Source organism: Streptomyces sp. NPDC006208, assembly GCF_040613775.1.
GTDB lineage: Bacteria > Actinomycetota > Actinomycetes > Streptomycetales > Streptomycetaceae > Streptomyces.
Genome location: NZ_JBEXSW010000011.1, coordinates 77,303 through 100,233, shown reverse-complemented (window position 1 = coordinate 100,233; position 22,931 = coordinate 77,303). Strand labels below are relative to the sequence as shown.

The following is a 22,931-nucleotide window of genomic DNA, read 5'->3' as shown; positions in this document are numbered from 1 at the left end:
AGCTTCGAAAGCGTACGTACGTAAGAAAGTGTGCCGCCCGGGAGGCCGGGCGGCACATTGTGGCTGGTCAGCGGGGTCCGAGTGTCCAGCGCGGACCGTCCGGGCCGTCTTCGACGACGAGCCCGGACTGGTTGAGCTGGTCGCGGATGGCGTCCGCCGTGGCCCAGTCCTTGCGGGCGCGGGCGGACTCGCGCTGCTGAAGCACCAGCCGTACGAGCGTGTCGACGACGCCGTGGAGGTCCTCGCCGCGGTCGGTCTCGCCGGCCCACTGCGGGTCGAGCGGGTCGAGTCCGAGGACGCCGAGCATGGCGCGGACCTCGGCGAGCCGGGCGACGGCGGCTTCCTTGTCGTCGGCGGCGAGCGCCGAGTTCCCCTGCCGGACCGTGGTGTGGATGATGGCGAGCGCCTGCGGCACGCCGAGGTCGTCGTCCATGGCGTCGGCGAAGGCCGGCGGTACTTCGGCGGCGGGCTCGACGACGCCCCCGGCCTTCTCGATGACGCGCTGGACGAAGCCCTCGATGCGCGCGAACGCGGACTCGGCCTCGCGCAGCGCCTCTTCGCTGTATTCGATCATGGAGCGGTAGTGCGGGGTGCCGAGGTAGTACCGCAGCACGATCGGCCGCCACTGCTTGACCATTTCGCTGACGAGCACCGAGTTGCCGAGCGACTTGGCCATCTTCTCGCCGGCGATCGTCACCCAGGCGTTGTGCACCCAGTACGTGGAGAAGTCGTCGCCGTACGCCTTGGCCTGGGCGATCTCGTTCTCGTGGTGCGGGAAGATCAGGTCGATTCCGCCGCCGTGGATGTCGAAGGCGGCGCCCAGGTACTTGTGGGCCATCGCCGAGCACTCCAGGTGCCAGCCAGGGCGCCCCCGTCCCCAGGGGGTCTCCCACGACGGCTCACCCGGCTTCTCCGCCTTCCACATGGCGAAGTCCCGCGGGTCGCGCTTGCCGGTCTCGCCCTCGCCGGACGGCTGGCGCAGGTCGTCGATGTCCTGGTTGGACAGCTGGAGATAACCGGGGAAGGAGCGCACGTCGAAGTAGACGTTGCCGTCGGCCTCGTAGGCGTGACCGCGCTCGATCAGACCGCGCATCATCTCGACCATCTCGGTGATGTGGCCGGTGGCGCGCGGCTCGTAGGTGGGCGGCAGGCAGCCGAGAGCGGTGTAGCCGTCGTTGAAGGCGCGCTCGTTCTCGTAGCCGATGGACCACCAGGGGCGGCCCTGTTCGGCCGCCTTGGCGATGATCTTGTCGTCGATGTCGGTCACGTTGCGCACGAACGTCACGTCGTAGCCGCGGTACTCGAACCAGCGGCGCATGATGTCGAAGTTCAGGCCGGACCGGATGTGCCCGATGTGCGGGGCGGCCTGCACCGTGGCGCCGCACAGGTAGATCGAGACACAACCCGGCAGAATCGGGGTGAAGTCACGGATCTGCCGGGCGCTGGTGTCGTACAGGCGAATAGTCACGCATCAAGGGTAGTGGCCCTATAGCAGTGCCCCGCGCCCCCTTCCGGGGTTCGCGTGACATTCATGTGGCGCTGCAGTGCCCGACGAGCGGGCCTGAGCCGCTTTTCGGCCATGCCTCGAGCGCGGTGGCGGGCACGGACGTCAGCGGGCGCGGACGACGAGGGCGGTGGCGATCGCGGCCAGTCCTTCGGCCCGTCCGGTCAGTCCGAGGCCGTCCGTCGTGGTCCCCGACACGGCCACCGGCGCGCCGATCGCCGCGGAGAGTGCCTTCTGGGCCTCGTCGCGCCGCTTGCCGATCTTGGGGCGTACGCCGATCACCTGAACGGAGACATTGCCGATCTCGAATCCCTGCGCCCGCACGATCCGGGCGGCCTCCGCGAGCAACGTCACACCGGAGGCGCCGGACCACTCGGGCCGGGAGGTGCCGAAGTGGGCGCCGAGGTCGCCGACGCCGGCGGCGGAGAAGAGCGCGTCGCAGGCGGCGTGCGCGGCGACGTCACCGTCGGAGTGCCCGGCGAGGCCCCAGCCGTCGTTGTCCTCCCATTTGAGGCCCGCGCACCACAGTTCGCGGCCCTGCTCGAAGGCGTGCACATCGGTGCCGATGCCGACGAGCGGGATGCCCGGGGAGATGTCCGGGGACTCAGAAGCCATCGTTGGCCCTTCTGCGTGCGAGAACCGCCTCGGCCAGGACCAGGTCCAGCGGGCGGGTCACCTTGAATGCCTCTTCGTGGCCCGGTACGACGACCACGGGAGCGCCGAGCTGCTCGACCATGCCCGCGTCGTCCGTGGCGCCTTCGCCCGCGACGGCGACGGTGCCGTGGGCGCGCACCAGCGTGTCGCGGTCGAAGCCCTGCGGGGTCTGCACGGCGCGCAGCCGGGCCCGTTCGGGGGTGGAGACGACCGGCTCGGGTTCGCCCTGGGCGGCGGGCTCGATCTCCTTGACGGTGTCCGCGAGCGGCAGGGCGGGCACGACGGCGGGGGCGCCGTCACGTACGGCCTGGACGACGGCGTCCACTGTTTCGACGGGCACCAGCGGGCGGGCGGCGTCGTGCACGAGGACGATGCCGATGTCCTCGGGGAGCGCGTCGAGGCCGAGGCCTACCGACTCCTGGCGGGTGTCGCCGCCGGGCACGACCAGGTAGTCGGTTCTCTCGGGCAGGGCGTAGGTGTCGAGGAGCCGCTTCACCTCGGGCGCGCCGTCGGGGGGTGCGACCACGACGACCAGGGAGACGGCGCGGGATGCCGCCATGGCGCGTACTGCGTGGATGAGCATCGGCGTCCCGTTCAGCGCGCGCAGCGCCTTGGGGGCGCCGGGGCCGAGCCGTACGCCGCGTCCGGCGGCCGGGATCACGGCTGCGGTGCGGTACTGGCGCGATTCGTCTGACATCGGTTGCACTCCGGCAGGTTTGTTTCCTCGGCCGACATGGGTATGGCCTGGGGGTACCCCCGGCCGAAGGTCGGGGGAATGCCCGGGCGCGACGCCTTGACCGGACCCTTCCGTGACTACGGTCTGCGTCGGCCGCCCGGGCCTGGCGCATCCACAGTGCGCACTGTGGATGCGGGCACGGTGCGCGCGGTGAGCAGTAGGTAACGGCAAACAGAAATGAGCGTGCCGCAGCGCCCGGCGACAGACTGGTTTTTCACAGCATGTCAGCGGGCACCGCGGCATTAATTGTGCGTCAGGACGCGAGGACCTCGTCGAGGAGAGCCTCGGCCTTGTCCTCATTGGTGTTCTCTGCGAGGGCGAGCTCGCTCACCAGGATCTGGCGCGCCTTGGCGAGCATCCGCTTCTCACCGGCGGACAGCCCGCGCTCGCGCTCACGACGCCACAGGTCGCGCACCACTTCGGCGACCTTGATGACATCGCCGGAGGCGAGTTTCTCGAGATTTGCCTTGTAGCGACGGGACCAGTTCGTCGGCTCTTCCGCGTACGGTGCGCGCAGCACCTCGAAGACCCGGTCGAGCCCGTCCTGGCCGACCACATCACGTACGCCAACGAACTCCGCATTGTCCGCCGGCACACGCACCGTCAGGTCGCCCTGGGCGACCTTGAGCACCAAGTAGGTCTTGTCCACGCCTTTGATCTGGCGAGTTTCGATGGCCTCGATCAGCGCGGCCCCGTGATGGGGATAGACCACGGTGTCGCCAACCTTGAACGTCATGTGACAGGTACCCCTTCCGTGGCTATCCAGGGTAACACGGATACGGCTTCTTCTGAATGGCGTTTTCGCAGGTCAGGGCATATCTCGGGGCTTGACAACAGCGACAGGAACGTGCTGCGGGCGCCTTCCGGAGCGGGGTATTCGCAGGTCGGAGCGGCTGCACGGGCAGGCGGAAACACCCCCGTCACACCCCGTACACCCCCCTCCAAAGTGGGTGAACGTCCCGATTTGCCGGGTTCTCGATGGTGAACTTCCTCTACTCCGTTCGGACCTCGGTCACCCGTACGGAGGGACGTGCCGGCGAATCCGAATTGATCACCGACAAGTAATCGTCAATGAAAGCGTGGCCGCCCCGGAAATTGATCACCGCGGATTTGTGAACGAGCTGTGGAACATCGACGCCGGAAGATACGGAAGACGTTCGCCCGCGGGGGGTGCGACGGGCCGTCACCCGCAAAGGGCGGGTCGGGTGCGGGGCGTGGTCGGCGGCTCGGTAACCTGAGCGCGAGCTGACACGCCCTTCGGCCGGTGGCAGCCGCCATCCGCCCGTCCGTACGCCCAAGGAGATGCCGCCGCCGTGAGCAGCAGCCTTCGACGCGGTGCCCTCGCCGGCGCTGCCATCGTCTTCTCGATCGCCTCGCTCTCCGCCTGCGGTGCGGGCACCCGCGCGCAGACCCTCGAGGTCAAGCCGGACAACCCCGAGACGGCGATCGACAACCTGAAGCTCCAGAACGCGACGGTCATCACCCAGCCCGAGCCGGACGCGGAGGGCCCCGCGGTCGTGGCCGTGACCGTCTTCAATGACGGCATCAAGGCGCAGACCCTGGAGTCGATCACCCTGCCGGGCACCGAGGCCCAGGTGGAGCTGAGCCCGGCCAAGGGTTCCGGCCCGATCACGGTCCCGGCCGGCGGTCGGGTCATCTTCGGCGGCAAGGGCAACGCGTCCGCGGTGATCGAGAACGCGAACGAGGCCGTGAACGACGGCGGCTTCCAGAACGTGGTCTTCCGCTTCAGCGAGACCGGCGACGTGAAGATGCAGGCGCTGGTCGTCCCGGCGACGAGCTACTTCGCGGGCTTCGGCCCGAGCACGGTGCCGGCCCCGCCGGCCAAGTCGCCTGCTGCCACTCCGTCCGGCTCCCCCGCGGTCACGCCGTCGGGCACTCCGTCCGGCTCCCCCGCCGAGGAGGCCGCGGGCGGCGAGGCCGAGAAGCCGTCGGACGACGCGTCGGCGTCGCACTCCGCGGGTCACTGACACGAGCACGACGGAAGGGGCGGCCCACCGGACACCGGTGGGCCGCCCCTTCCGTCGCGTCGGCGCGTGGCGCGTGCGGGCCGCGGCGTACGGGACGTACGCTCCACGGCGCGGACTCGGCGCCCGGTTACCGGTGTCGGTCTACGGCTCGAACTTGTACCCCAGACCCCGCACCGTCACCAGGTAGCGCGGGGCGCCCGGGTCCGGTTCGATCTTGGCGCGCAGGCGCTTGACGTGGACGTCGAGGGTCTTGGTGTCGCCGACGTAGTCCGCGCCCCAGACCCGGTCGATCAGCTGCATACGGGTCAGTACGCGGCCCGCGTTGCGCAGCAGCATCTCCAGCAGGTCGAACTCCTTCAGCGGCAGGTCGACCTTGCCGCCGGAGACCGTGACGACATGGCGGTCCACGTCCATCCGGACCGGGCCCGCCTCGAGCGCGGCCGGGGTGACCTCCTCCGGCTCACCGCGGCGGCGCAGCACCGCGCGGATGCGGGCGACCAGCTCCCGCGAGGAGAAGGGCTTGGTCACGTAGTCGTCGGCTCCTATTTCCAGCCCGACGACCTTGTCGATCTCGCTGTCCTTGGCGGTCACCATGATGACCGGGACGTTCGAACGGCCGCGCAGCTGGCGGCACACCTCGGTGCCCGGCAGCCCGGGCAGCATCAGGTCGAGGAGGACGAGATCGGCGCCGTTGCGCTCGAACTCGTCGAGGCCCTCGGGGCCCGTGGTCGCCACGGCGACCTCGAAGCCCTCCTTGCGGAGCATGTAGGACAGGGCGTCGCTGAATGATTCCTCATCCTCGACGACGAGCACTCGGGTCACGGAAGGACCTCCGGGGCAGGAATTTCGCTGTTCGGATCGGTGTCGTAAGGCCGGTCGTCGTCCTCTTCGAGGCGATCCGGTCCGTTGTGTGAGCGGTCCCGTCCGGCGCCCGCTTCGGGCAGCCTCAGGGTGAAGGTGGAGCCCTGGCCCTCGGAGCTCCACACCGTGACCTCCCCGCCGTGCGAGGCGGCCACGTGCTTGACGATGGCCAGTCCCAGACCCGTGCCTCCAGTGGCACGGGAGCGGGCGGGGTCGACACGGTAGAACCGTTCGAAGACCCGCTCGCGGTCCTTCTCGGAGATGCCGATTCCCTGGTCGGTCACGGCTATCTCGATGAGATCCCCGCCGGGGGCCGAGACGCGGCGGGCGGAGATGCCGACGCGCGTGTGGGCGGGAGAGTAGTTGACGGCGTTCTCGACCAGGTTACCCAGCGCGGCGGCCAGCTGGCCGCGACTGCCCCAGATACGCAGGTCCGAGGTGCCTCCGGTGGCCATGGTGATCTGTTTGGTGGACGCGGTGTGCCGGGAGCGGTCGATGGCCTCGACAACCAGTTCGTCCACGCGTACGGGCTCGGAGTCCTCGAGCGGGTCGTCGTTCTGGACCCGCGAGAGGTCGATCAGTTCCTGTACGAGGTTGGTGAGCCGGGTCGCCTCGATCTGCATACGGCCGGCGAAGCGGGTGACCGCCTCGGGGTCGTCCGAGGCGTCCATGACCGCCTCGGAGAGCAGGGAGAGCGCGCCGACCGGGGTCTTGAGCTCATGGCTGACGTTGGCGACGAAGTCGCGCCGTACCGCTTCTATGCGACGGGCCTCGGTGAGGTCCTCGACCAGGAGCAGGACGAGGCGGGAGCCGAGGGGGGCGACGCGGGCGGAGACGGCGAGGGCTTCGCCGCGGCCGGTGCCGCGCCGGGGCAGGTCCAGCTCGACCTGCCGTATCTCGCCGTCGCGCCGGGTGTCGCGGGCCATGTGCAGCATGGGTTCGACGGCGAGCTTGCCGCCGCGGACCAGACCAAGGGCGTACGCCGCGGAGCTGGCCTTGACGACCGAGTCGGACTCGTCGAGGACGACCGCGGAGGAGCGGAGCACGGACAGGACGGTGTCGACGCCGGGCGGGAGCACGGCATCGGTGTGGAGCGAGGTACGGGTCGGCCGTTGCTGTTCCCGCTCGCTCCAGCGGAACGCCAGCACCGCGATGACGCCGGTGCACAGACCGGCGATCGCTGCTGCTGCGGCGACCGCCGCGTTCACGTCCATGCCCCCCAGGTTATGCGGGGCCCCGGACCGTCTCCCAGCCAAACGGGTGGCACCTCGAACAGTCGTCGCTCAGAGTTCACCAAGGGGAAAGTGCTGGTTCATTTGGTCGGGAGGATGTCGTCTTGTTCCGGCCACAGCGTGGGAGCGTAGGGGTACCGGGCCCACTCGGACCCTGGTCGCATCAAGAGAGGGACACCCATGCGGGACGCGTACCACGAGGAACTGGATTCGATAGGCGAGGGCCTGGTCGAGATGGCCCGGCTGGTCGGGTCGGCGATCGGACGCGCCACGACGGCCATGCTCGATGCCGATCTGAAGCTGGCCGAGAACGTGATCGCCGCTGACCAGAAGGTCGACGATCTGCAGCACGACCTCGAGGCACGGGCCATCGCGCTGCTGGCGCGGCAGCAGCCCGTGGCGACGGATCTGCGGATCGTGGTCACCTCGCTGCGGATGAGCGCGGACCTGGAGCGCTCGGGCGACCTGGCCCAGCACGTGGCCAAGCTCGCGCGACTGCGCTTCCCGGACCGCGCGGTGCCGAACGACCTGCACGCGACGATCCTGCAGATGGGTCAGCTGGCGCAGCGCCTGATGGCGAAGGCGGCGGAGGTCATCATCACGAAGGACGTCGACCTGGCGCTTCAGCTGGAGCAGGACGACGACGAGATGGACACGCTGCACCGGACGCTGTTCCAGCACCTGATGGACGACCGCTGGAAGCACGGGATCGAGACGGCGGTGGACGTCACGCTGCTCGGCCGCTACTACGAGCGCTTCGCGGACCACGCGGTGTCGGTGGCCAAGCGCGTCGTCTACCTGGTCACGGGCGAGCACGCGGACGAGCTCCAGCCGCCGACGGCGGTCGAGGGCGCGTAACGGGGCCGGGGGCGCTTGCGCGCGTGCGCCGTTGATGCGCCCGGCCGGGTGGGCGTGCAATGGGCAAAGGGCGTTCGATTGCGTACGCCCGAGGTCCGTACGCCCGTGACGCGTACGCCCATGAGGAGGGACCCATGGCCGAATCCCCCACGACCGACCCCCAGCAGGAAGCGACGTCCGCGGACGCGGTGTTCCTGCCTGTTCTCGGCGCCTGCGGCTGCGGTTCGGGCTGCGGCTGCGGCTGCCAGTCGGGAGCACCGTGCCAGTGCGGCTGACGCGCACACCACGCGGAAGGGCCCCGTCCGTCCCGGACGGGGCCCTTCCGCGTGCTGCGGACGGTCGGCCTCAGTCGTGCCAGGACACGATGTCGAGGTTCTCGTTCTCGTCCCCGTTCATCCACAGGGCGCCCTTGACACGGAAGACTCCACTCGCCTTGGTCGAGGGCAGGAAGCACCCGGTGGTGGCCCCGGCGCTGAGCGGGGAGTGCATGCAGGCCAGGCTCTGGTCGACGAGGCCTCCCTCGGTGTACACCCGTCCACGGATGTCGATCTTCACCTTGGCGTTGTTCTGGACCACGAGGACGCCCTGCTTGTAGCCCGGGTCGTTGCTCACCACGCAGGCCTTGAAGTTCACGTTGTACGACATCTGGTGGTACGTGTAGTCGGAGCACGACCACGACGAGTTCGTCTTCACCGGCTGCCAGTACGGAGCCTTGGCCGCGGCCGGCGTGGCGGCGAGCGCCACGGCGGCCATGCCCGCGGCCGCGACCCCCGAAAGCTTCCTGATGCCGAGCATCCGTCCCCCAACACTCCTGTTCGTGCGGCCAGTTGGCACGAATCCCCGGGCAGAGCGCTAGACGATCTTCACATCTGCGTCCATGCAAACCTCCAGCACACGGTCGGAGCACCCCGTGACCACTCAGCACGCCGACGCCGCCGTCCGCGACCTCTACTCCCGGCTGCTCGATGCGTGGAACCGCCGGAGCGCGGACGACTTCGCAGGGCTCTTCGCCGACGACGGCACGATCATCGGGTTCGACGGCAGCGTGGAGAGCGGCGCCGTGCGGATCCGGGACCATCTCTCGCCGATCTTCGCCGATCACCCGACCGCGGCGTATGTCGCGACGGAGCGCGAGGTCCGGCCCCTGGGCGGCACGGACGCGGTCCTGCTGCGCGCCCTCGCCGGCATGCTCCCGCCCGGCTCGAAGGAGCTGAACCCGGCGACCAACGCGCATCAGACCGTCGTGGCCGAGCGGCAGGGCGAGACATGGCGGATCACCCTGTTCCAGAACACACCGGCCCAGTACCACGGGCGCCCGCACCTGGTGGAGCAGGACACCGCCGAACTCAGTGAACTGCTGACGCGGCGCACCCCGCCCCGCTGACGCCCCCGGCCGGCACCGAGCCCCCAGCGCTCCGCGGGCAGGGGGCTCCGACAACGCGCTCGGTCGTACGCTGCGCGCATGCGCTACTTGATCGAATCTCCCGCTTCCGTCGGGGCAGTAGTGGCGCGCGCCCAGAGACGGCCCCGGGGTGTAGCGCTTCATGAGGTCGGCCGGTCCTGGCTGGTCGGGCGACGGCCGCGCCGCTACGGCTGACGTCCACCGGTAGGGCCGACGCGTCGCGAACGTCCGTGAAAAAGGGTGAGGGGCGAGGCAACCCTGCCTCCGCCTCATGGGTCACACAGGCGTCACGCGTTTCACCTGTTTCCCATTGGTCCGGAAAGGGCCCCACTCTCTGTGATGACTCGCACCCGGCTGACCGCGCTGGCCGCGACGGCCGCCCTCGCAGCAACCGGCGGCCTGATCACCGCCGCCCCGGCCTCCGCGGCCGTCACCTGTGCCTCTCCCGTCTGGAGGGCGCAGTACTTCGGCAACTCCACCTTCAACGGCACGCCGAAGCTGACCGCCTGCGACTCCGCCATCGCCGAGAACTACGGGTACGGCGACCCGGCCGGGGTCACGCTGCCCAAGGACAACTTCTCCGTCCGCTGGTCCCTCACCCGGGACTTCGGCTCCGGCGGCCCCTTCCGGCTCTCCGCCGCCACGCAGGACGGCATGCGTGTCTACGTCGACGGCGTGCGGAAGATCGACCTGTGGAAGAACGTCTCCACCACCGCCCGCAAGACCGTCGACCTGTCCATCCCGGCCGGCAAGCACACCATCCGCGTGGACTACGTCGCCTGGACCGGCTTCGCCTCCGCCGGGTTCACGTACGCCCCGCGCACCGAGGCAGCCGTCGACACGGTCAAGCCGCTCGCCCCGACCGGCCTCACCGCCGCGTACAACCGGGACACCACGAAGACCACCCTGCGCTGGACCGCGAACAAGGAGATGGACCTCGCCGGTTACCGCGTGTACCGCCGGCTGAGTACCACCCAGTGGGCGAAGGTCAGCGGCTCGTCGCTGCTCACCTCCCCGTCCTTCGTGGACGCGACGCCCGCCACGGGCCAGACCTTCCTGTACGAGGTCCGCGCCGTCGACAAGGCGGGCCGTGAGTCCGCCGGCAGCCTCGACGCCACCGCTGCGACCGTGGACCGCACGGGCCCGGCGGCGCCGACCGGTCTCACGGTCGCCGGCGACGCGTGGTGGGCCACCCTGGCCTGGCAGGGGGTCGCCGACGCCGCGAAGTACGAGGTGTACGCCGCCTCCGCGGCCACCGGCCCGTTCGAGCTGCTGGGCACGACGACCGCCACGTCGTACCGCACCGACGCACCCGTGAACACCGCCCGGTACTACCGGGTCCGCGCCCTCGACGCGCTCGGCAACCCGTCGGCGTACGCCGTCGTCACCGGCGACGGCGTCGACCGGACGCCGCCGAAGTCCCCGGCCTCCCTCGGCTCCGTCGTCCGCGTCGGCTACACCGACGTGTACTGGAAGCAGCCCGACGGCTTCTACGAGGACTTCGACAACGGCGGGACCTACCGCGTCTACCGCTCGCCCGGCAAGACCCTCGACCCGGCCGCGCTCACCCGCGTGACCTGCGCCGAGAACAGCGACGAGACCAGCACCGGCGGCATCTGCCACGACCTGGACATGCCCGCGGGCACGTACGTGACGTACGCGGTCGCGGCGGTGGACCCGGCCGGCAACGAGTCGGCGCTGTCCGCCCCGCTCGTCGTCCGCACCGCCGACCGCGTCGCGCCCGGCCCGGTCACCGGCGTGAAGGCCACCCCGCGCGCCGATGGCGTGCTGGTGAGCTGGGCGGCCTCGACCGAGGACGACGTCGAGCGCTACGCGGCCTGGACCGGCGTCCGGCAGGCCGACGGCACGGTCAAGTGGCTCAGCTCCACCTCCTGCCGGGAGGGCACGAGCAACCCGCTCGCGGCCCTCTGCGGCGACCTGCCGGACGGCGAGACGTACGTGTACGCGGTCGTCGCCAGGGACCGCTGGGACAACGCGCTGCCCCCGAGCGACCCGAAGGTCACGGTCGTCGAGGCCACCGAGCTGGACGTCCGGCCGTCCGTGACGGTCACCCGGGACTGGGACCTCGGCAGCATGGGCTACGGCACCGTGATCGGCGGACCCGACGAGGACGGGCCATCCATCAACTGGCGGTGCGACAGCACGGCCGAGTGCGACACCGTCGCGGGCTACCGGGTCAGCCGGTGGAACGCGGCCACGAAGGCGTACGAGCCGCTGCACGCCGGACTGCTGCCGGCGGAGACCCGTGCCTACACGGACACCACGGCCGCGCGGGGGACCACGCACTTCTACACGCTGGAGGCGGTGCGCGCCGACGGCAGCGTCGCGGGCACGCACGTGTGGAGCTGCGTCTTCCAGGACCGCGTCTAGCCGGTACCCGCACACGTCGGAGCCCCGTTTTCCTTGGAATCCGGGGCTCCGAGGGTTCCGTCCTGTCGCCGGGGCGAATCCATCGTGAATGCGTGGCGTCACATCACCGAGGAGAGCAGGAGGCCCGGCTTCCCCTCCCCCAGGGCCCGCAGGCGAGGTAGTCCTGTGCGGACGGTTCCCCGCCGTACCGGTTGCGCACGTCGGCAGCCAGTACCGGTCGGCATCGCCCTCGGTGCGGTCCGCGCACGGCTCGAGCTCGCGATGTGGGCGGCTGCCTCGGTAGCTGCCGCTGTCGCGATCGATGTGCGGATCCAGCTGGTCGACAGGCCGCGTCTCCGACTCGCACGGCCCCGTCACGGCCCCGAGACGACGACTGGCGGTATGCCCTTCACCAGTGGGATCTGTGCCTGACTGTCGTGCGTGTTGGCGCCCGAGATCCCGATGGACAGGGGCAGGCCGGTCCGCTCCGTGATCAGGTGGATCTTTGACCCGTACTTGCCCCGGTCTACAGGACTCACTCGGACCTGTCAGCTCCCCCTTTTCAATGCCCGCATGTTGACCGAGTCGATCGCGCACCGGGACCAGTCCAACTCGCCGCGGGATCCCAGTTCGTCGAGGACCAGGCGGTGGAGTTTGGCCCACACCCGGGCCTTCGTCCACTCGGTGAATCGGCGGTGAGCCGTCGCGCCGGACGGCCCGAACGACGCGGTCGGCAACTGCTGCCACGTGCAGCCAGAGGTCGCCACGAAGACGATTGCAGCCATCACTTCGCGGTCGCCGTGCCGACGCCGGCCACCGCCCTGAGGTCGCGAAGGCGCCTTCGGCACCACCCGCTGGAACAGCTCCCACAACTCGTCCGGCACCAGCGGCTCAACGATCCCTGCCACAACCGGCAGCGTACTCAGCCAAATGAGATGACGTCTTAGCGAACATGCCCAACGAGATGGCCTGTTAGGTGAACGAGGTCGAGGTGCGCCCATGCCGGCTCACCTTTGGCGACAACGGGCAATGAGCCGCTAGCCCTCGACACTGAGCAACTGCGGCATGAGCCGACGCAGTGCAGTCGCACGCTGATGGACCCGCTTGAGCACGGCTTGGCGGGTCAGGGTCGCGCCGGGTATTTCCCTCCCCGGCCGAGCCGCGCCCGGCGGTGTGCAGGGGACCGGCCGGGCGGGACGCTGGGCCGTCCGATCCACCTGGTCGGCCGGACGGGCCGGCAACCGCGCTTCGCACAATCGCAGTTACTCAGCGCGGCCGCCCCCGGGTGCCCAGGACGGACGGGGGAGAGGATGCGACGCTGGAGTGAGGGCCCGCGAGTGGAGGTCCGAGTGTGTCTCATCCGGTCCGGGGCCCTCTCCTTCGGCCTGGCGACCATGTCCCGGTGCGGCTCAATGGAGGGGGCACCACTCACCGAGCGTCGCCAGGCGGCCTTACCGCGTGGATCCGGCCCGCCGGGACCAGGACCGCGCGACCAACCCGGAAGGCAGGTACGTCCCATGCGCACGTCGACCCGTGTCGCCGGTGCCCTCACTTGCCTGACCCTCACCCTCGGCGGTGCGGTCCTCGCCGCTCCCGCGGTCCGGGCGGACATCCCCGCCTGCACACAGATGGCCGAACTGGCCGGTGCCACCGCTTCCGACTCCGTCACAGCGGCCTGCAGCCGTGGCGTGGTCGGAGACCTGCAGAGTTGTGTGACCGGGCTGACCGGGGCCGGAGTGGCGGGCGGCGCCGCGACCGGTGCCTGCCGGGCGGCGGCCCACGAACCGCGTTAGAAGACCGATCGCGGCAGCCGCTCGCCGGCACCGGTCGGAGGCAGGTACGGCCCGTCTCCTCCTTGACCCCCGGTGACGTCATGCCTCTCCGGGGCCGGGTAGTCACCGCCCCGGCGCGGCGCCCAGCCTCGCCTCGCGGGCCTCATGCGGAGCGCCCATGCTGAGTAAGAGGGCGCCGTCGTCTTGAGACTTGTCCTTCCCGAAGGCCGAACGAAGGCGCCTGAGAGGAGGAGGAAGTCATGCGCATGCGAAGAATCCTGGGCCTCGCCCTGGCCGCGGCAACGCTTGCCGGCGTGAGCGCCGTCGGCGCTGTCAGCGCCGGGGCCGCCTCGTCTCCGAACATCTCCAGAGACGACTGCACGGCCGCCGGCGGACAGATCGTTTCACGCCCCTACGCCGGCTACGCCTGCGCGCTGCCTGACGGGACCACGCCGGCGATCACTTGACCGGTCGGCGCACGCTGGGCAACCAGTCCGGCCGGTGCGCCCGGCGCGGTGCGTATGGGGTGACGGCACCCGGTCCACCGTTGGGTGGATCGCCCGCGCCCGTCTTGACACCGCGGCACTGTGCAACTGACGGAGGCCTACGACAGTGGGTTCTGGGCTTTCTGTCGGAGTCGTTCGTAGGGTGTCTGGCCGGTGAGTGCGCCGTGGGGGGCGATCGTAGTTGTAGTAGTCCTCCCACTCCTGGAGCTTGACGTTGAACAGGTTGACGTCGTCGATGACCTGCCCCTCCAGGAGGCGGTAGAACTCTTCGGAGTCGATGCGGTGAGACCGGCCCACCTTCTTCAGGATGCGCCACACGCCGGACGAGCTGACCTTGACGTCGTGATACCGATCCAAGTACATCGCGATCTTTGCCGGGCCGAAGTGGTACTGCTGGCGCAGCCAGAGTTTCTTCTCGACGACGTCTGCCTTGGTGGCGTGCGGCGTGTGGTGCGGTGCGCTCGAGCGGTCCCTCAGTCCCTCAAGGCCCTCGGCCTCATAGCCTCGCAGCCATATGTAGTGGCACTGGCGGCTGATGCCGTAGTAGCGGCAGGTGGCGGCAACACTGCCGCTCACCTCCTCCGCATGGCGCAGCACCGCCAGCCGGTACCTCGCACGCCGTGATAGCTCGCGTTCGGTCATCATGCAGGTCTCCTGGAGATGAGAGACCCACCTGTCAATAACCTCCGTCAGTTCTAGAGATGCCCTGACTCATCCTCACCGTGGAAGAGGTCCAGCAGGGCATCCCGCTCCACCAACCCGTCTGAGCCAAGGCCGACCCCGCCGGCATCGCCAACCGGCACGCGGCCCACGGCCTTCTCCGGGGACCTACGAGACGGCGCCGTAACAGCACGACCAAGGAGCCGACCGGCTCGGTGCACCCGCCGGTCGGCTCCGCCGTGCTCCTCGACGACCCCGGGGACGACTCCGTCGTTCGGCCCATCAAGGGCACCGGCTGCAACGCCGAAGAGGACCAAGCGGAGCGCCCCACCCTCGCGTTCCGGTACGCCTCCGCGCCCCAGGCCGCCCCGATGACGGCGGTCCCGTACCCCGGCCGACAGGCCCGGAGGAGATCCCGCATGCGCGTCTTCCTGCCCCTGACCGCCGTCACCACCGCCGTCACCACCGCCGCGCTGCTGCTCGTCACGGTCACCGGCGCGACTCCCGCCGCAGCAGACCGGAACCCCGACGGCACACCACTGGTCAAGGTGTCCCACGGCGACCCGTACGCGAAGTGCACCATCGGAGCGAGGTCCCCCGACAGCATCGTCTACCCGGGCACCGAGGTCGAGCCGTACCTGTCCGTCGATCCGCGCGACCCCAAGCGCGTGGTCACCGTGTTCCAGCAGGACCGCTGGAACGACGGCGGCGCCCGTGGCCTGGCGGCCGGCTGGACCACGGACGGCCACACCTTCCACCGGAGCACGCTGCCGTTCAGCCTGTGCGCCCCCGGCGGCGCGGACTTCGAACGGGCCTCCGACCCCTGGGTGAGCACCGGACCGGACGGCACGGTCTACGCCGGCGGGGAGGGCGTCGACTTCACGAAGAGCACGCGCAGCGCCCTCCTGGCAGTCACGTCCCGCGACGGCGGCCGCACTTGGCAGAACCTCACCACCACGCACGTCGACGAGCAGCCGTTTTTCAACGACAAGCCCTCACTCACCGCCGACCCGATCCGCAAGGGCACCGCCTACCAGGTCTGGAACCGCCTCGACAACGACCCACCCGGCCCCAGCTCCCTCGACGGTCCCGGCTACATCTCCCTCACCCGCGACGGCGGCCGCACCTGGAGCAAGGCCCGGCCGTTCGTCGACACCAGCACCGTGCCCAACACACAGACCATCGGCCATCTGATCGTCGCCGACCGGCGCACCGGCACCCTGTACGACTTCTTCGACCGGATCACTTACTCCGACGACCTGAGCACCGTCGTCGAAGCCCGCTACGAGGTGGTCACCTCGACCGACGCCGGAGAGACCTGGAGTGCCCCGGTCACCGTGGCCCGGGACACCTCCGTACCGGAGGTCGACCCGAACGACCCCACCAAACTGCTGCGCGCCGCGGCCACCCTGCCGAGCCCGGCCGTCGACCCCAGGACAGGCACGCTGTACATGGCCTACGAGGGCTCGGACTTCTCCGGTGGAAAGTTCGACTCCGTCCAGCTTGTGCGGTCCACCGACGGCGGACGCACCTGGGGGACCCCGGAGCTGATCAGCCCCAAGGGCGTTCCGGCCTTCTCACCGTCGATCGCGGTCACCGTGCGGGGCACGGTCGCGCTCACTTACTACGACCTGCGCTTCCTCAAGCCCGGCAACACCACCACCCTGCCCACCGCCTACCAACTGGCCACGCTGCAGCACGGAAACCCGAAGCTCCGGACCGAACGACGGATCTCGCGGGTCTTCGACTGGCTGCAGGCGCCGTTCGCCGGGGGCCACTTCCTCGGCGACTACCAAGGCCTGGTGGCAGACGGCAAGGGAGTACGGGCGGTGCTCACCGAGACCCACTCCAGCGCACCACAGAACCGTACGGACGTGTACACCAGCAGTCTCCGCACCCGCTGACCGACGCGGACCCGTCCAACTCGCCGCAGGAGCCGAGCTCGTCGAGGACCAGGCGGTGGAGCTTGGCCCACACCCTGGCCTTCGTCCACTCGGCAAAACGGCGGTGAGCCGTCGCCCCCGACGGACCGAACGACACAGCGGACAACTGCTGCCACGTGCATCCCGAAGTGGTTACGAACACGATCGCGGCCGGCACCTCACGGTCGCCATGCCGGCGGCGGCCACCGCCATGAGGCCGCGAACGCGCCTCCGGCACCACCCGCTGGAACAAGTCCCACAACTCGTCCGGCACCAGCCGCTCAACGATCCCCACCACGCCCCAAGGCCTACCGAGGCAACCAAATGAGATGACCTCCAACGCCTAACACCGTCACGGCCGCCCAACACCCAAACCCCTGGGCAGGCGCGGGTGTCACGCTCCCTAACAGCGCGCGCTGACACCCCCCTGACACCTGACCCTGACACCCGCGCACGGTTCCCCCACGCTCCTGCAGGCAGCAGTCCAGGAGCGGGGCACTCGTCGCCCTCGCTTGGAAGGCATCAGGGTGCGCCACGACCGCCCTGCACAAGCAAGAGGAGCACGTCACGTCCGCGGGTGCTCTTCTTGCTTGCGTAGGGCGCCTGTACCTGCCCCGGGGACGCCCGCTCCTGGACTGCTGCCCTGCGGGCCTTCCAAGGGGCAGGCGCCAGACGTGGGCAGGTGCCGCCGGGCCTCCCCCGCTCTCTGTGGTTCACCACGGCTTTTCAGGGGGGCGGGCGGGCAGCCGGGCCCACGATCCCGCCCCGCCTGAAAAGCCGTCCCCAGCAAAACTTGAGAGTTAAGGGAAAATAGCGTCCGCCGGGGATCGCTCGCCCCCTCTGACCTGCACTTTTCCTGCGGACGCTCAACAGAATGTGTAGCGTCCACCCACCCTCCGCCGCCAAGGGCGCGTTTTCGCAGGTCAACACGGCTCTCAGCATGGGGCCGGTTGCGGACGCTGCCCCCTCCGGAACAACGAAGAGACCACCCATCCGGCCGGGGTGGTCTCTTCGTTCCAGGGCCTGTCCGACGGGTCGCGTCACCGACCCCGCACCCGACAGCACTGTCACCCGAATGGCCCAACATGACGTGCCACCCACATGGGTGAAGATCAAGCTGACTAGTACCCCAACCGAGGCAATCCGTGAAAGGGAAACCAAATGCGCATTCGACGAATCCTCGCCGCCGTCACCGCCACGGCAGCCCTCGCCGGACTCGGCCTCACCGGCGCCGCCACCGCCGCCGCCACCGCACAGGGTGCCCCATCCTACGTCACCCCTTCTGAGTGCAGGCAGGGCGGCGGAACGCCCGATCTGACGGACAACCTCTGCAAGGGCGGTACGCGCGACGGGGAGCGGATCGACTGAACCCCACAAGGCGCTTCGCAGCCACGCGCCGCGGGGCGCTCCCGCGCGAGCTGGCCGGGAGAGTCGCAGGGACTGTGCCGACCCGTCGGGCACGCTAGGTCCGAGTCGGCCCGGAAGCACGCGGCGGGCGGGAGCCCCCGAACGCCGTCGCGCGCGAGCGCAGCGAGCTGCATCAAGGCTCTTGCTGAATACCTCGGGCACTCCGACCCGGGGCTGACGCTGAAGGTGTACGCGCGCCTCATGCCAAGAAGCCGGGAGCGGGCCCGGAAGGCTCTCGGGCAGGCTCTCCGCCCGCAAGATCACACGGGCTGAGGTTCCAGGTAGGTGCCAGACCGTGATCACGCCCCTGATCCGCACCGAAAGTGCGGATCAGGGGCGTGATCACGAAAGCTACTTCTTCTTGCCCTGGTTCTTCACGGCCTCGATCGCCGCCGCCGCGGCGTCCGGGTCGAGGTAGGTGCCGCCCGGCTTGAGCGGGTTGAAGTCGGCGTCGAGCTCGTAGACCAGCGGGATGCCGGTCGGGATGTTCAGGCCCGCGATGTCGGCGTCCGAGATGCCGTCCAGGTGCTTGACCAGGGCGCGCAGGCTGTTGCCGTGGGCGGCGATCAGGACCGTGCGGCCGGTGAGGAGGTCCGGGACGATGCCGTCGTACCAGTACGGCAGCATGCGCTCGACGACGTCCTTGAGGCACTCCGTGCGCGGGCGCAGCTCGCTGGGGATCGTCGCGTAGCGGGGGTCGTTCGCCTGCGAGAACTCGCTGTCGTCGGCGAGGGCCGGCGGCGGGGTGTCGTACGAGCGGCGCCAGAGCATGAACTGCTCCTCGCCGAACTCGGCCAACGTCTGCGCCTTGTCCTTGCCCTGCAGCGCGCCGTAGTGGCGCTCGTTCAGCCGCCATGAGCGGTGGACCGGGATCCAGTGGCGGTCGGCGGACTCCAGGGCCAGCTGCGCCGTGCGGATGGCGCGCTTCTGGAGGGAGGTGTGGAGCACGTCGGGGAGCAGGCCGGCGTCCTTGAGCAGCTCACCGCCGCGGACTGCCTCCTTCTCGCCCTTCTCCGTGAGGTTGACGTCCACCCAGCCGGTGAACAGGTTCTTTGCGTTCCAATCGCTCTCGCCGTGGCGGAGGAGGATCAGCTTGTACGGTGCGTCGGCCATACGGCTGAGCCTAATCGACACCCCTGACGCCCCGCGCGTGTGCCCGAGGAGCGGACAGGGCGGCCCGTTCGATTGACGGGGCCCGTCAATTGACTGGCGGCCGGGAACCCCCCGTATGTAATTTGCTGATGCCAGCTTGGCCACTTACAGCAGGTCGAACACTCCGTGGGGGGATCCCGTATGTCCATCGCCGGTGTGCGACGTGCCGTGAGAGAGAGCGTCTCGGGCCTTCCCCGCGAGTTCTGGTGGCTGTGGACGAGCACGCTCGTCAACCGGCTCGGCGCGTTCGTCGCCACCTTCATGGCTCTGTACCTGACGCTGGAGCGCGGCTACTCAGCCTCGTACGCAGGGCTCGTGGCCGCCCTGCACGGCCTCGGCGGTGTCGTGTCCTCGCTCGGCGGGGGCGTGATGGCCGACCGGCTCGGACGGCGGCCGACGCTGCTGATCGCCCAGACCTCGACGGCTCTGTCCGTGGCGCTGCTCGGCTTCATGCACCATCCCGTGGCGATCGCCGCCGTCGCCTTCCTCGTCGGCATGACGAGCAACGCGTCCCGGCCGGCCGTGCAGGCGATGATGGCCGACATCGTCCGGCCAGAGGACCGGGTACGAGCCTTCGCCCTGAACTACTGGGCGATCAACCTGGGATTCGCGATCTCCGCGGCGGCCGCCGGTCTCATCGCCGAGTACAGCTATCTCGCGGGCTTCCTCGGCGAGGCCGCGCTCACGCTGACCTGCGCGGTAGTGGTCTTCGCCAAGCTGCCGGAGTCCCGCCCGCAGCGCGGCACGGACGCTGCGGGAGCGCACGAGCCGGAGACCCGGCTCGGGACCGTGCTGCGCGACGGGCGCTACATGGGCGTCGTCTGTCTGTCCTTCCTGATCTCGCTGGTCTTCATGCAGGGCTCGGTCGGCCTGCCCGTGGCCATGGGCCTTGCCGGCTTCTCCCCGTCGGACTACGGCCTCGTCATCGCGGTCAACGGCGTACTGATCGTCGCCCTGCAGATCCCGGTCACCCGGTTCATCGAGCACCGCGACCCGCAGCAGTTGCTGGTCCTCTCCGCCCTGCTGGCGGGCTACGGGTTCGGATTGACCGCGTTCGCCGGGTCGCTCGGCGTGTACGCGCTGACCGTGTGCGTCTGGACGCTGGCCGAGATCATCAACTCGCCGACACAGATGGGCCTGGTGGTCCGGCTCTCCCCGGTGCACGGACGCGGCCGCTACCAGGGCATGTACACCATGTCCTGGTCGGTCGCGGCCCTGGTCGCGCCGCTGATGGCCGGCTACACCATCGACCGCTTCGGCGCCGGGTGGCTGTGGGGCTCGTGCGCGGCCATCGGCACGGTGGCGGCGGCCGGGTACTGGCTGCTGATGCGGGGGCTGCGTGAGCCCAGGACCGAGAGCGGGGCCAAGGCCCCGGCCGACTCCGCGCCCGCGCCCGCTCCGGCTGACGCCTAGGACGGCTGCTGGTCTCTCCGGCGAGGCCCGCGAGGCCGAGGGTCAGTCGGCGGGGCGCTGCGTGAGATGCGTGAACGCGTCGAGGTTACGGGTCGATTCACCGCGGGAGACCCGCCACTCGTACTCGCGGCGGATCGCGCTTGCGAAGCCCAGCTCGAGAAGCGAGTTGAAGGCGCCGTCCGACGCCTCGAGGACGGTGCCGAGCAGCCGGTCGAGCTCGTCCTCGCTGACCACGGACAGGGGCAGCTTGCCGACCAGGTAGATGTCGCCGAGCCGGTCGACCGCGTAACTCACCCCGTACAGCTTGAGATTGCGCTCCAGCAGCCAGCGGTGCACGGCCGCGTCGTTCTCGTCGGGGTGGCGGATGACAAATGCGTTGATCGACAGCGAGTGCTTGCCGACGAGGAGGGAGCAGGTCGTCGACAGCTTGCGGGTGCCGGGGAGTTTGACGACGTACGAGCCCGCGCGAGGACTCTCCCATTCGAGATCCGCGTCCTTGAGGGTCCGCTCGATGACCTGCGCCACCTGCTGTACGTCAGCCATGGGGGGAGCGTACGTCAGCGGGCGGCACACGTCCGCGCGAGCGTCCGGGATGTGGCGCGCGGCACGGGTTCCCGGCCGGCCCCCTGTGCCGAGCGCCGTGGAGGAGGAGCCAGGCCCTGTCCGGGCGATCTTCGAGGACCAGCCTGCGGCGTCGGATACGTGGGGTCTCCCCAGGCCCGCCAGGGCCGAGGCATGGGGTCTCCCCAGGCCGCCAGGGCCGAGGCACGGGGTCTCCCCAGGCCGCCAGGGCCGAGGCACGGGGTCTCCCCAGGCCGCCAGGGCCGAGGCACGGGGTCTCCCCAGGCCGCCAGGGCCGAGGGGACGCATCGCAAGGCGTTTGGGGCACCGCCCGGCCGGAGGCCGGGGGAGATCGCCCTCGTACGGGACGTACTCGGGCGACTCCGACAACACAGCGAGGCGCCGTAGCCGTCGCCGCAGGCCCGACAAGATCGCCCGGACAGGGCCTAGTTGCGGTGGGCTGCGCGGTGGCGGTGCTCGTACATCGCCGCCGTGTAGACGTCCGCCGTCGCCGACGCCGCCGCGTCCCAGCCGAAGGACTGCGCGTGCTGTGCCGCTGCGGCGCCCATCGTCTGCGACAGGGACGGGTCGAGGACGAAACGGCGCAGCGTGTCCGCGTAGTCCGCGGGGTCATGGCCGGGGACCAGGAAGCCGGTCAGCTCGTCGCGTACCGCCACCGGAAGCCCGCCGACCGCCGCGGCGACCACCGGCGTGCCGGTCGCCTGCGCCTCGATCGCGACCAGTCCGAAGGACTCGCTGTACGAGGGCATGACCAGCGTGGACGCGGCCCGGAACCAGTCCGCGAGCCGCTGCTGGCCGACCGGACGCTGGAAGTGGACCACATCGGCGATCCCGAGCCGGGCAGCCAGCTTCTGCAGCCCTTCGGGCTTGGCGAGACCGCTGCCGCTCGGCCCGCCGACGACCGGCACGACGATGCGCGAGCGCAGGGACGGGTCGCGCTCCAGCAGCAGCGCGACGGCGCGCAGCAGGATGTCCGGGGCCTTCAGCGGCTGGATACGGCCCGCGAACAGCGGGATGAACGCGTCCTGCGGCAGTCCGAGGCGGGCACGGGCGGCCGCGCGGCCGGCGGCGTCACCGGGGACGCCGCCGGGACCGGGCCGGAACACGTCGAGGTTGACGCCTGGGTGGACGACGGCGACCTTGGCGGGATCGGCGTCGTAGAAACGGGCGAGCTCGTCCGCCTCCTCCGCCGTATTGGCGATCAGCCGGTCGGCGGCGCCCACTATCTGGGTCTCGCCGATGACGCGGGAGGCCGGCTCGGGACTGTCCCCATCGGCCAGCGCGGCGTTCTTGACCTTGGCCATGGTGTGCATGGCGTGCACCAGCGGGACGCCCCACCGCTCGGCCGCGAGCCAGCCGACATGGCCGGAGAGCCAGTAGTGCGAGTGGACGAGGTCGTAGTGGCCGGGCCGGTGGCCCGCCCAGGCCTGCATCACACCGTGTGTGAACGCGCACAGCTGCGGCGGGAGGTCCTCCTTGGCGAGACCCTCGTAGGGCCCGGCGTCCACATGGCGTACGAGGACCCCGGGCGCGAGCTCCACGGCAGGGGGCAGCCCGCCGGAGGTGGCCCGGGTGAAGATCTCGACCTCGATGTTGATGGCCGCGAGCCGTCGGGCGAGCTCGACGATATAGACGTTCATACCGCCCGCGTCGCCCGTACCCGGCTGGTGCAGCGGGGACGTGTGGACGCTGAGCATGGCGATCCTGCGCGGCTTGCGGTGGCCGCCTGGGAACCGGATGCGCGGCGCCACCAGGCTGCCGCCGAGGCGGGAGACGTACTGGCTCACGTCGGCGTTCCTCCTCGCTCGCGGGCACGACAAGCGGGGCCGTGAACGACCCTGCACGCCTGACAACAGCGGAGCATCGACTTCCATTTCCGCGCGGCCCGGCCTTTGCCCCACTTTGCCAAATC

General features: G+C 70.1%; 20 protein-coding genes and 4 pseudogenes. 11 read left to right on the top strand and 13 right to left on the bottom strand.

Going from position 1 to position 22,931, the window contains the following annotated elements; all coding sequences use genetic code 11:
• Nucleotides 1–67: 67 nt before the first annotated feature.
• The 4 genes from cysS to ABZ208_RS11375 form a co-directional block, all read right to left on the bottom strand.
• Nucleotides 68–1,468 (bottom strand): cysteine--tRNA ligase, encoded by a 1,401-nt coding sequence (gene cysS / locus ABZ208_RS11390; protein WP_356909259.1) that lies wholly within the window; start codon nt 1,466–1,468, stop codon nt 68–70.
• Nucleotides 1,469–1,609: 141 nt separating this feature from the next.
• Nucleotides 1,610–2,119, bottom strand: a complete 510-nt coding sequence (gene ispF / locus ABZ208_RS11385; RefSeq protein WP_328399131.1) for a 2-C-methyl-D-erythritol 2,4-cyclodiphosphate synthase — start codon at nt 2,117–2,119, stop codon at nt 1,610–1,612.
• A complete protein-coding gene (gene ispD / locus ABZ208_RS11380; protein WP_356909258.1) occupies nt 2,109–2,855 on the bottom strand; it encodes a 2-C-methyl-D-erythritol 4-phosphate cytidylyltransferase in 747 nt (248 codons plus the stop codon). Before ispD ends, ispF begins: the two co-directional genes overlap by 11 nt.
• 292 nt (nt 2,856–3,147) lie before the next feature.
• Nucleotides 3,148–3,630, bottom strand: a complete 483-nt coding sequence (locus tag ABZ208_RS11375) for a CarD family transcriptional regulator (protein ID WP_003953493.1) — start codon at nt 3,628–3,630, stop codon at nt 3,148–3,150.
• A 577-nt stretch (nt 3,631–4,207) separates the two neighbouring features.
• Between ABZ208_RS11375 and ABZ208_RS11370 the strand changes: the two genes are divergently transcribed.
• Complete coding sequence (locus ABZ208_RS11370) at nt 4,208–4,882, top strand: DUF461 domain-containing protein (RefSeq protein WP_356909257.1); 675 nt, start codon at nt 4,208–4,210, stop codon at nt 4,880–4,882.
• Nucleotides 4,883–5,023: 141 nt separating this feature from the next.
• Here ABZ208_RS11370 and ABZ208_RS11365 read toward each other — a convergent pair whose 3' ends face one another.
• Together ABZ208_RS11365 and ABZ208_RS11360 are read right to left on the bottom strand one after the other, a co-directional pair.
• The gene (locus tag ABZ208_RS11365) at nt 5,024–5,704 is read right to left on the bottom strand and encodes a response regulator transcription factor (protein WP_018847140.1); all 681 of its coding nucleotides are present in this window, start codon (nt 5,702–5,704) and stop codon (nt 5,024–5,026) included.
• Complete coding sequence (locus tag ABZ208_RS11360; RefSeq protein ID WP_356909256.1) at nt 5,701–6,957, bottom strand: ATP-binding protein; 1,257 nt, start codon at nt 6,955–6,957, stop codon at nt 5,701–5,703. The genes ABZ208_RS11365 and ABZ208_RS11360 overlap by 4 nt, the downstream gene beginning before the upstream one ends.
• A 198-nt stretch (nt 6,958–7,155) precedes the next feature.
• Here ABZ208_RS11360 and phoU point away from each other — a divergent pair, with 198 nt between their 5' ends.
• Complete coding sequence (gene phoU / locus ABZ208_RS11355) at nt 7,156–7,833, top strand: phosphate signaling complex protein PhoU (RefSeq protein WP_356909255.1); 678 nt, start codon at nt 7,156–7,158, stop codon at nt 7,831–7,833.
• A gap of 134 nt (nt 7,834–7,967) precedes the next feature.
• Nucleotides 7,968–8,108: a hypothetical protein gene (locus tag ABZ208_RS11350; protein WP_328399126.1), complete on the top strand. Its 141-nt coding sequence runs from the start codon at nt 7,968–7,970 to the stop codon at nt 8,106–8,108.
• A 70-nt stretch (nt 8,109–8,178) separates the two neighbouring features.
• Here ABZ208_RS11350 and ABZ208_RS11345 read toward each other — a convergent pair whose 3' ends face one another.
• A complete protein-coding gene (locus tag ABZ208_RS11345) occupies nt 8,179–8,628 on the bottom strand; it encodes a hypothetical protein (RefSeq protein WP_356909254.1) in 450 nt (149 codons plus the stop codon).
• A 115-nt stretch (nt 8,629–8,743) separates the two neighbouring features.
• On the opposite strand from ABZ208_RS11345, the gene ABZ208_RS11340 reads away from it, so the two are divergent.
• Together ABZ208_RS11340 and ABZ208_RS11335 are read left to right on the top strand one after the other, a co-directional pair.
• Nucleotides 8,744–9,217: an SgcJ/EcaC family oxidoreductase gene (locus ABZ208_RS11340; protein ID WP_356909253.1), complete on the top strand. Its 474-nt coding sequence runs from the start codon at nt 8,744–8,746 to the stop codon at nt 9,215–9,217.
• A gap of 357 nt (nt 9,218–9,574) precedes the next feature.
• The gene (locus ABZ208_RS11335; protein ID WP_356909252.1) at nt 9,575–11,626 is read left to right on the top strand and encodes a PA14 domain-containing protein; all 2,052 of its coding nucleotides are present in this window, start codon (nt 9,575–9,577) and stop codon (nt 11,624–11,626) included.
• 371 nt (nt 11,627–11,997) lie between these two features.
• Here ABZ208_RS11335 and ABZ208_RS11330 read toward each other — a convergent pair.
• Nucleotides 11,998–12,522 (bottom strand): annotated as a pseudogene (locus tag ABZ208_RS11330) (IS5 family transposase); the annotation flags it as partial.
• A gap of 600 nt (nt 12,523–13,122) precedes the next feature.
• Here ABZ208_RS11330 and ABZ208_RS11325 point away from each other — a divergent pair.
• A complete protein-coding gene (locus tag ABZ208_RS11325; RefSeq protein ID WP_356909251.1) occupies nt 13,123–13,398 on the top strand; it encodes a hypothetical protein in 276 nt (91 codons plus the stop codon).
• A gap of 239 nt (nt 13,399–13,637) precedes the next feature.
• Entirely contained in the window at nt 13,638–13,844 is a 207-nt protein-coding gene (locus ABZ208_RS11320; protein ID WP_327324241.1) for a hypothetical protein, read from the top strand.
• A gap of 137 nt (nt 13,845–13,981) precedes the next feature.
• On the opposite strand, the pseudogene ABZ208_RS11315 reads toward ABZ208_RS11320, so the two are convergent.
• A pseudogene (locus ABZ208_RS11315) lies at nt 13,982–14,528 on the bottom strand (leucine zipper domain-containing protein).
• A 230-nt stretch (nt 14,529–14,758) separates the two neighbouring features.
• Between ABZ208_RS11315 and ABZ208_RS11310 the strand changes: the two are divergent.
• A complete protein-coding gene (locus ABZ208_RS11310) occupies nt 14,759–16,447 on the top strand; it encodes a sialidase family protein (protein ID WP_356909250.1) in 1,689 nt (562 codons plus the stop codon).
• Between the two features lie 7 nt (nt 16,448–16,454).
• Here ABZ208_RS11310 and ABZ208_RS11305 read toward each other — a convergent pair.
• A pseudogene (locus ABZ208_RS11305) lies at nt 16,455–16,763 on the bottom strand (transposase); the annotation flags it as partial.
• A gap of 863 nt (nt 16,764–17,626) precedes the next feature.
• On the opposite strand from ABZ208_RS11305, the gene ABZ208_RS11300 reads away from it, so the two are divergent.
• Nucleotides 17,627–17,833, top strand: coding sequence for a hypothetical protein (locus tag ABZ208_RS11300; RefSeq protein ID WP_356909249.1), 207 nt, complete (start codon nt 17,627–17,629; stop codon nt 17,831–17,833).
• A 171-nt stretch (nt 17,834–18,004) separates the two neighbouring features.
• Nucleotides 18,005–18,145: pseudogene (locus tag ABZ208_RS11295) on the top strand (site-specific integrase); the annotation flags it as partial.
• Nucleotides 18,146–18,223: 78 nt separating this feature from the next.
• Here ABZ208_RS11295 and ABZ208_RS11290 read toward each other — a convergent pair.
• The gene (locus tag ABZ208_RS11290) at nt 18,224–18,985 is read right to left on the bottom strand and encodes a phosphoglyceromutase (RefSeq protein ID WP_356909248.1); all 762 of its coding nucleotides are present in this window, start codon (nt 18,983–18,985) and stop codon (nt 18,224–18,226) included.
• 180 nt (nt 18,986–19,165) lie between these two features.
• Between ABZ208_RS11290 and ABZ208_RS11285 the strand changes: the two genes are divergently transcribed.
• Entirely contained in the window at nt 19,166–20,437 is a 1,272-nt protein-coding gene (locus ABZ208_RS11285) for an MFS transporter (RefSeq protein ID WP_356909247.1), read from the top strand.
• Nucleotides 20,438–20,479: 42 nt separating this feature from the next.
• Here the strand turns inward: ABZ208_RS11285 and ABZ208_RS11280 are convergent, their stop codons facing one another.
• Entirely contained in the window at nt 20,480–20,980 is a 501-nt protein-coding gene (locus ABZ208_RS11280; RefSeq protein ID WP_356909246.1) for a YbjN domain-containing protein, read from the bottom strand.
• 464 nt (nt 20,981–21,444) lie between these two features.
• Nucleotides 21,445–22,806: a D-inositol-3-phosphate glycosyltransferase gene (gene mshA, locus ABZ208_RS11275; protein ID WP_356909245.1), complete on the bottom strand. Its 1,362-nt coding sequence runs from the start codon at nt 22,804–22,806 to the stop codon at nt 21,445–21,447.
• Nucleotides 22,807–22,931: the final 125 nt, after the last annotated feature.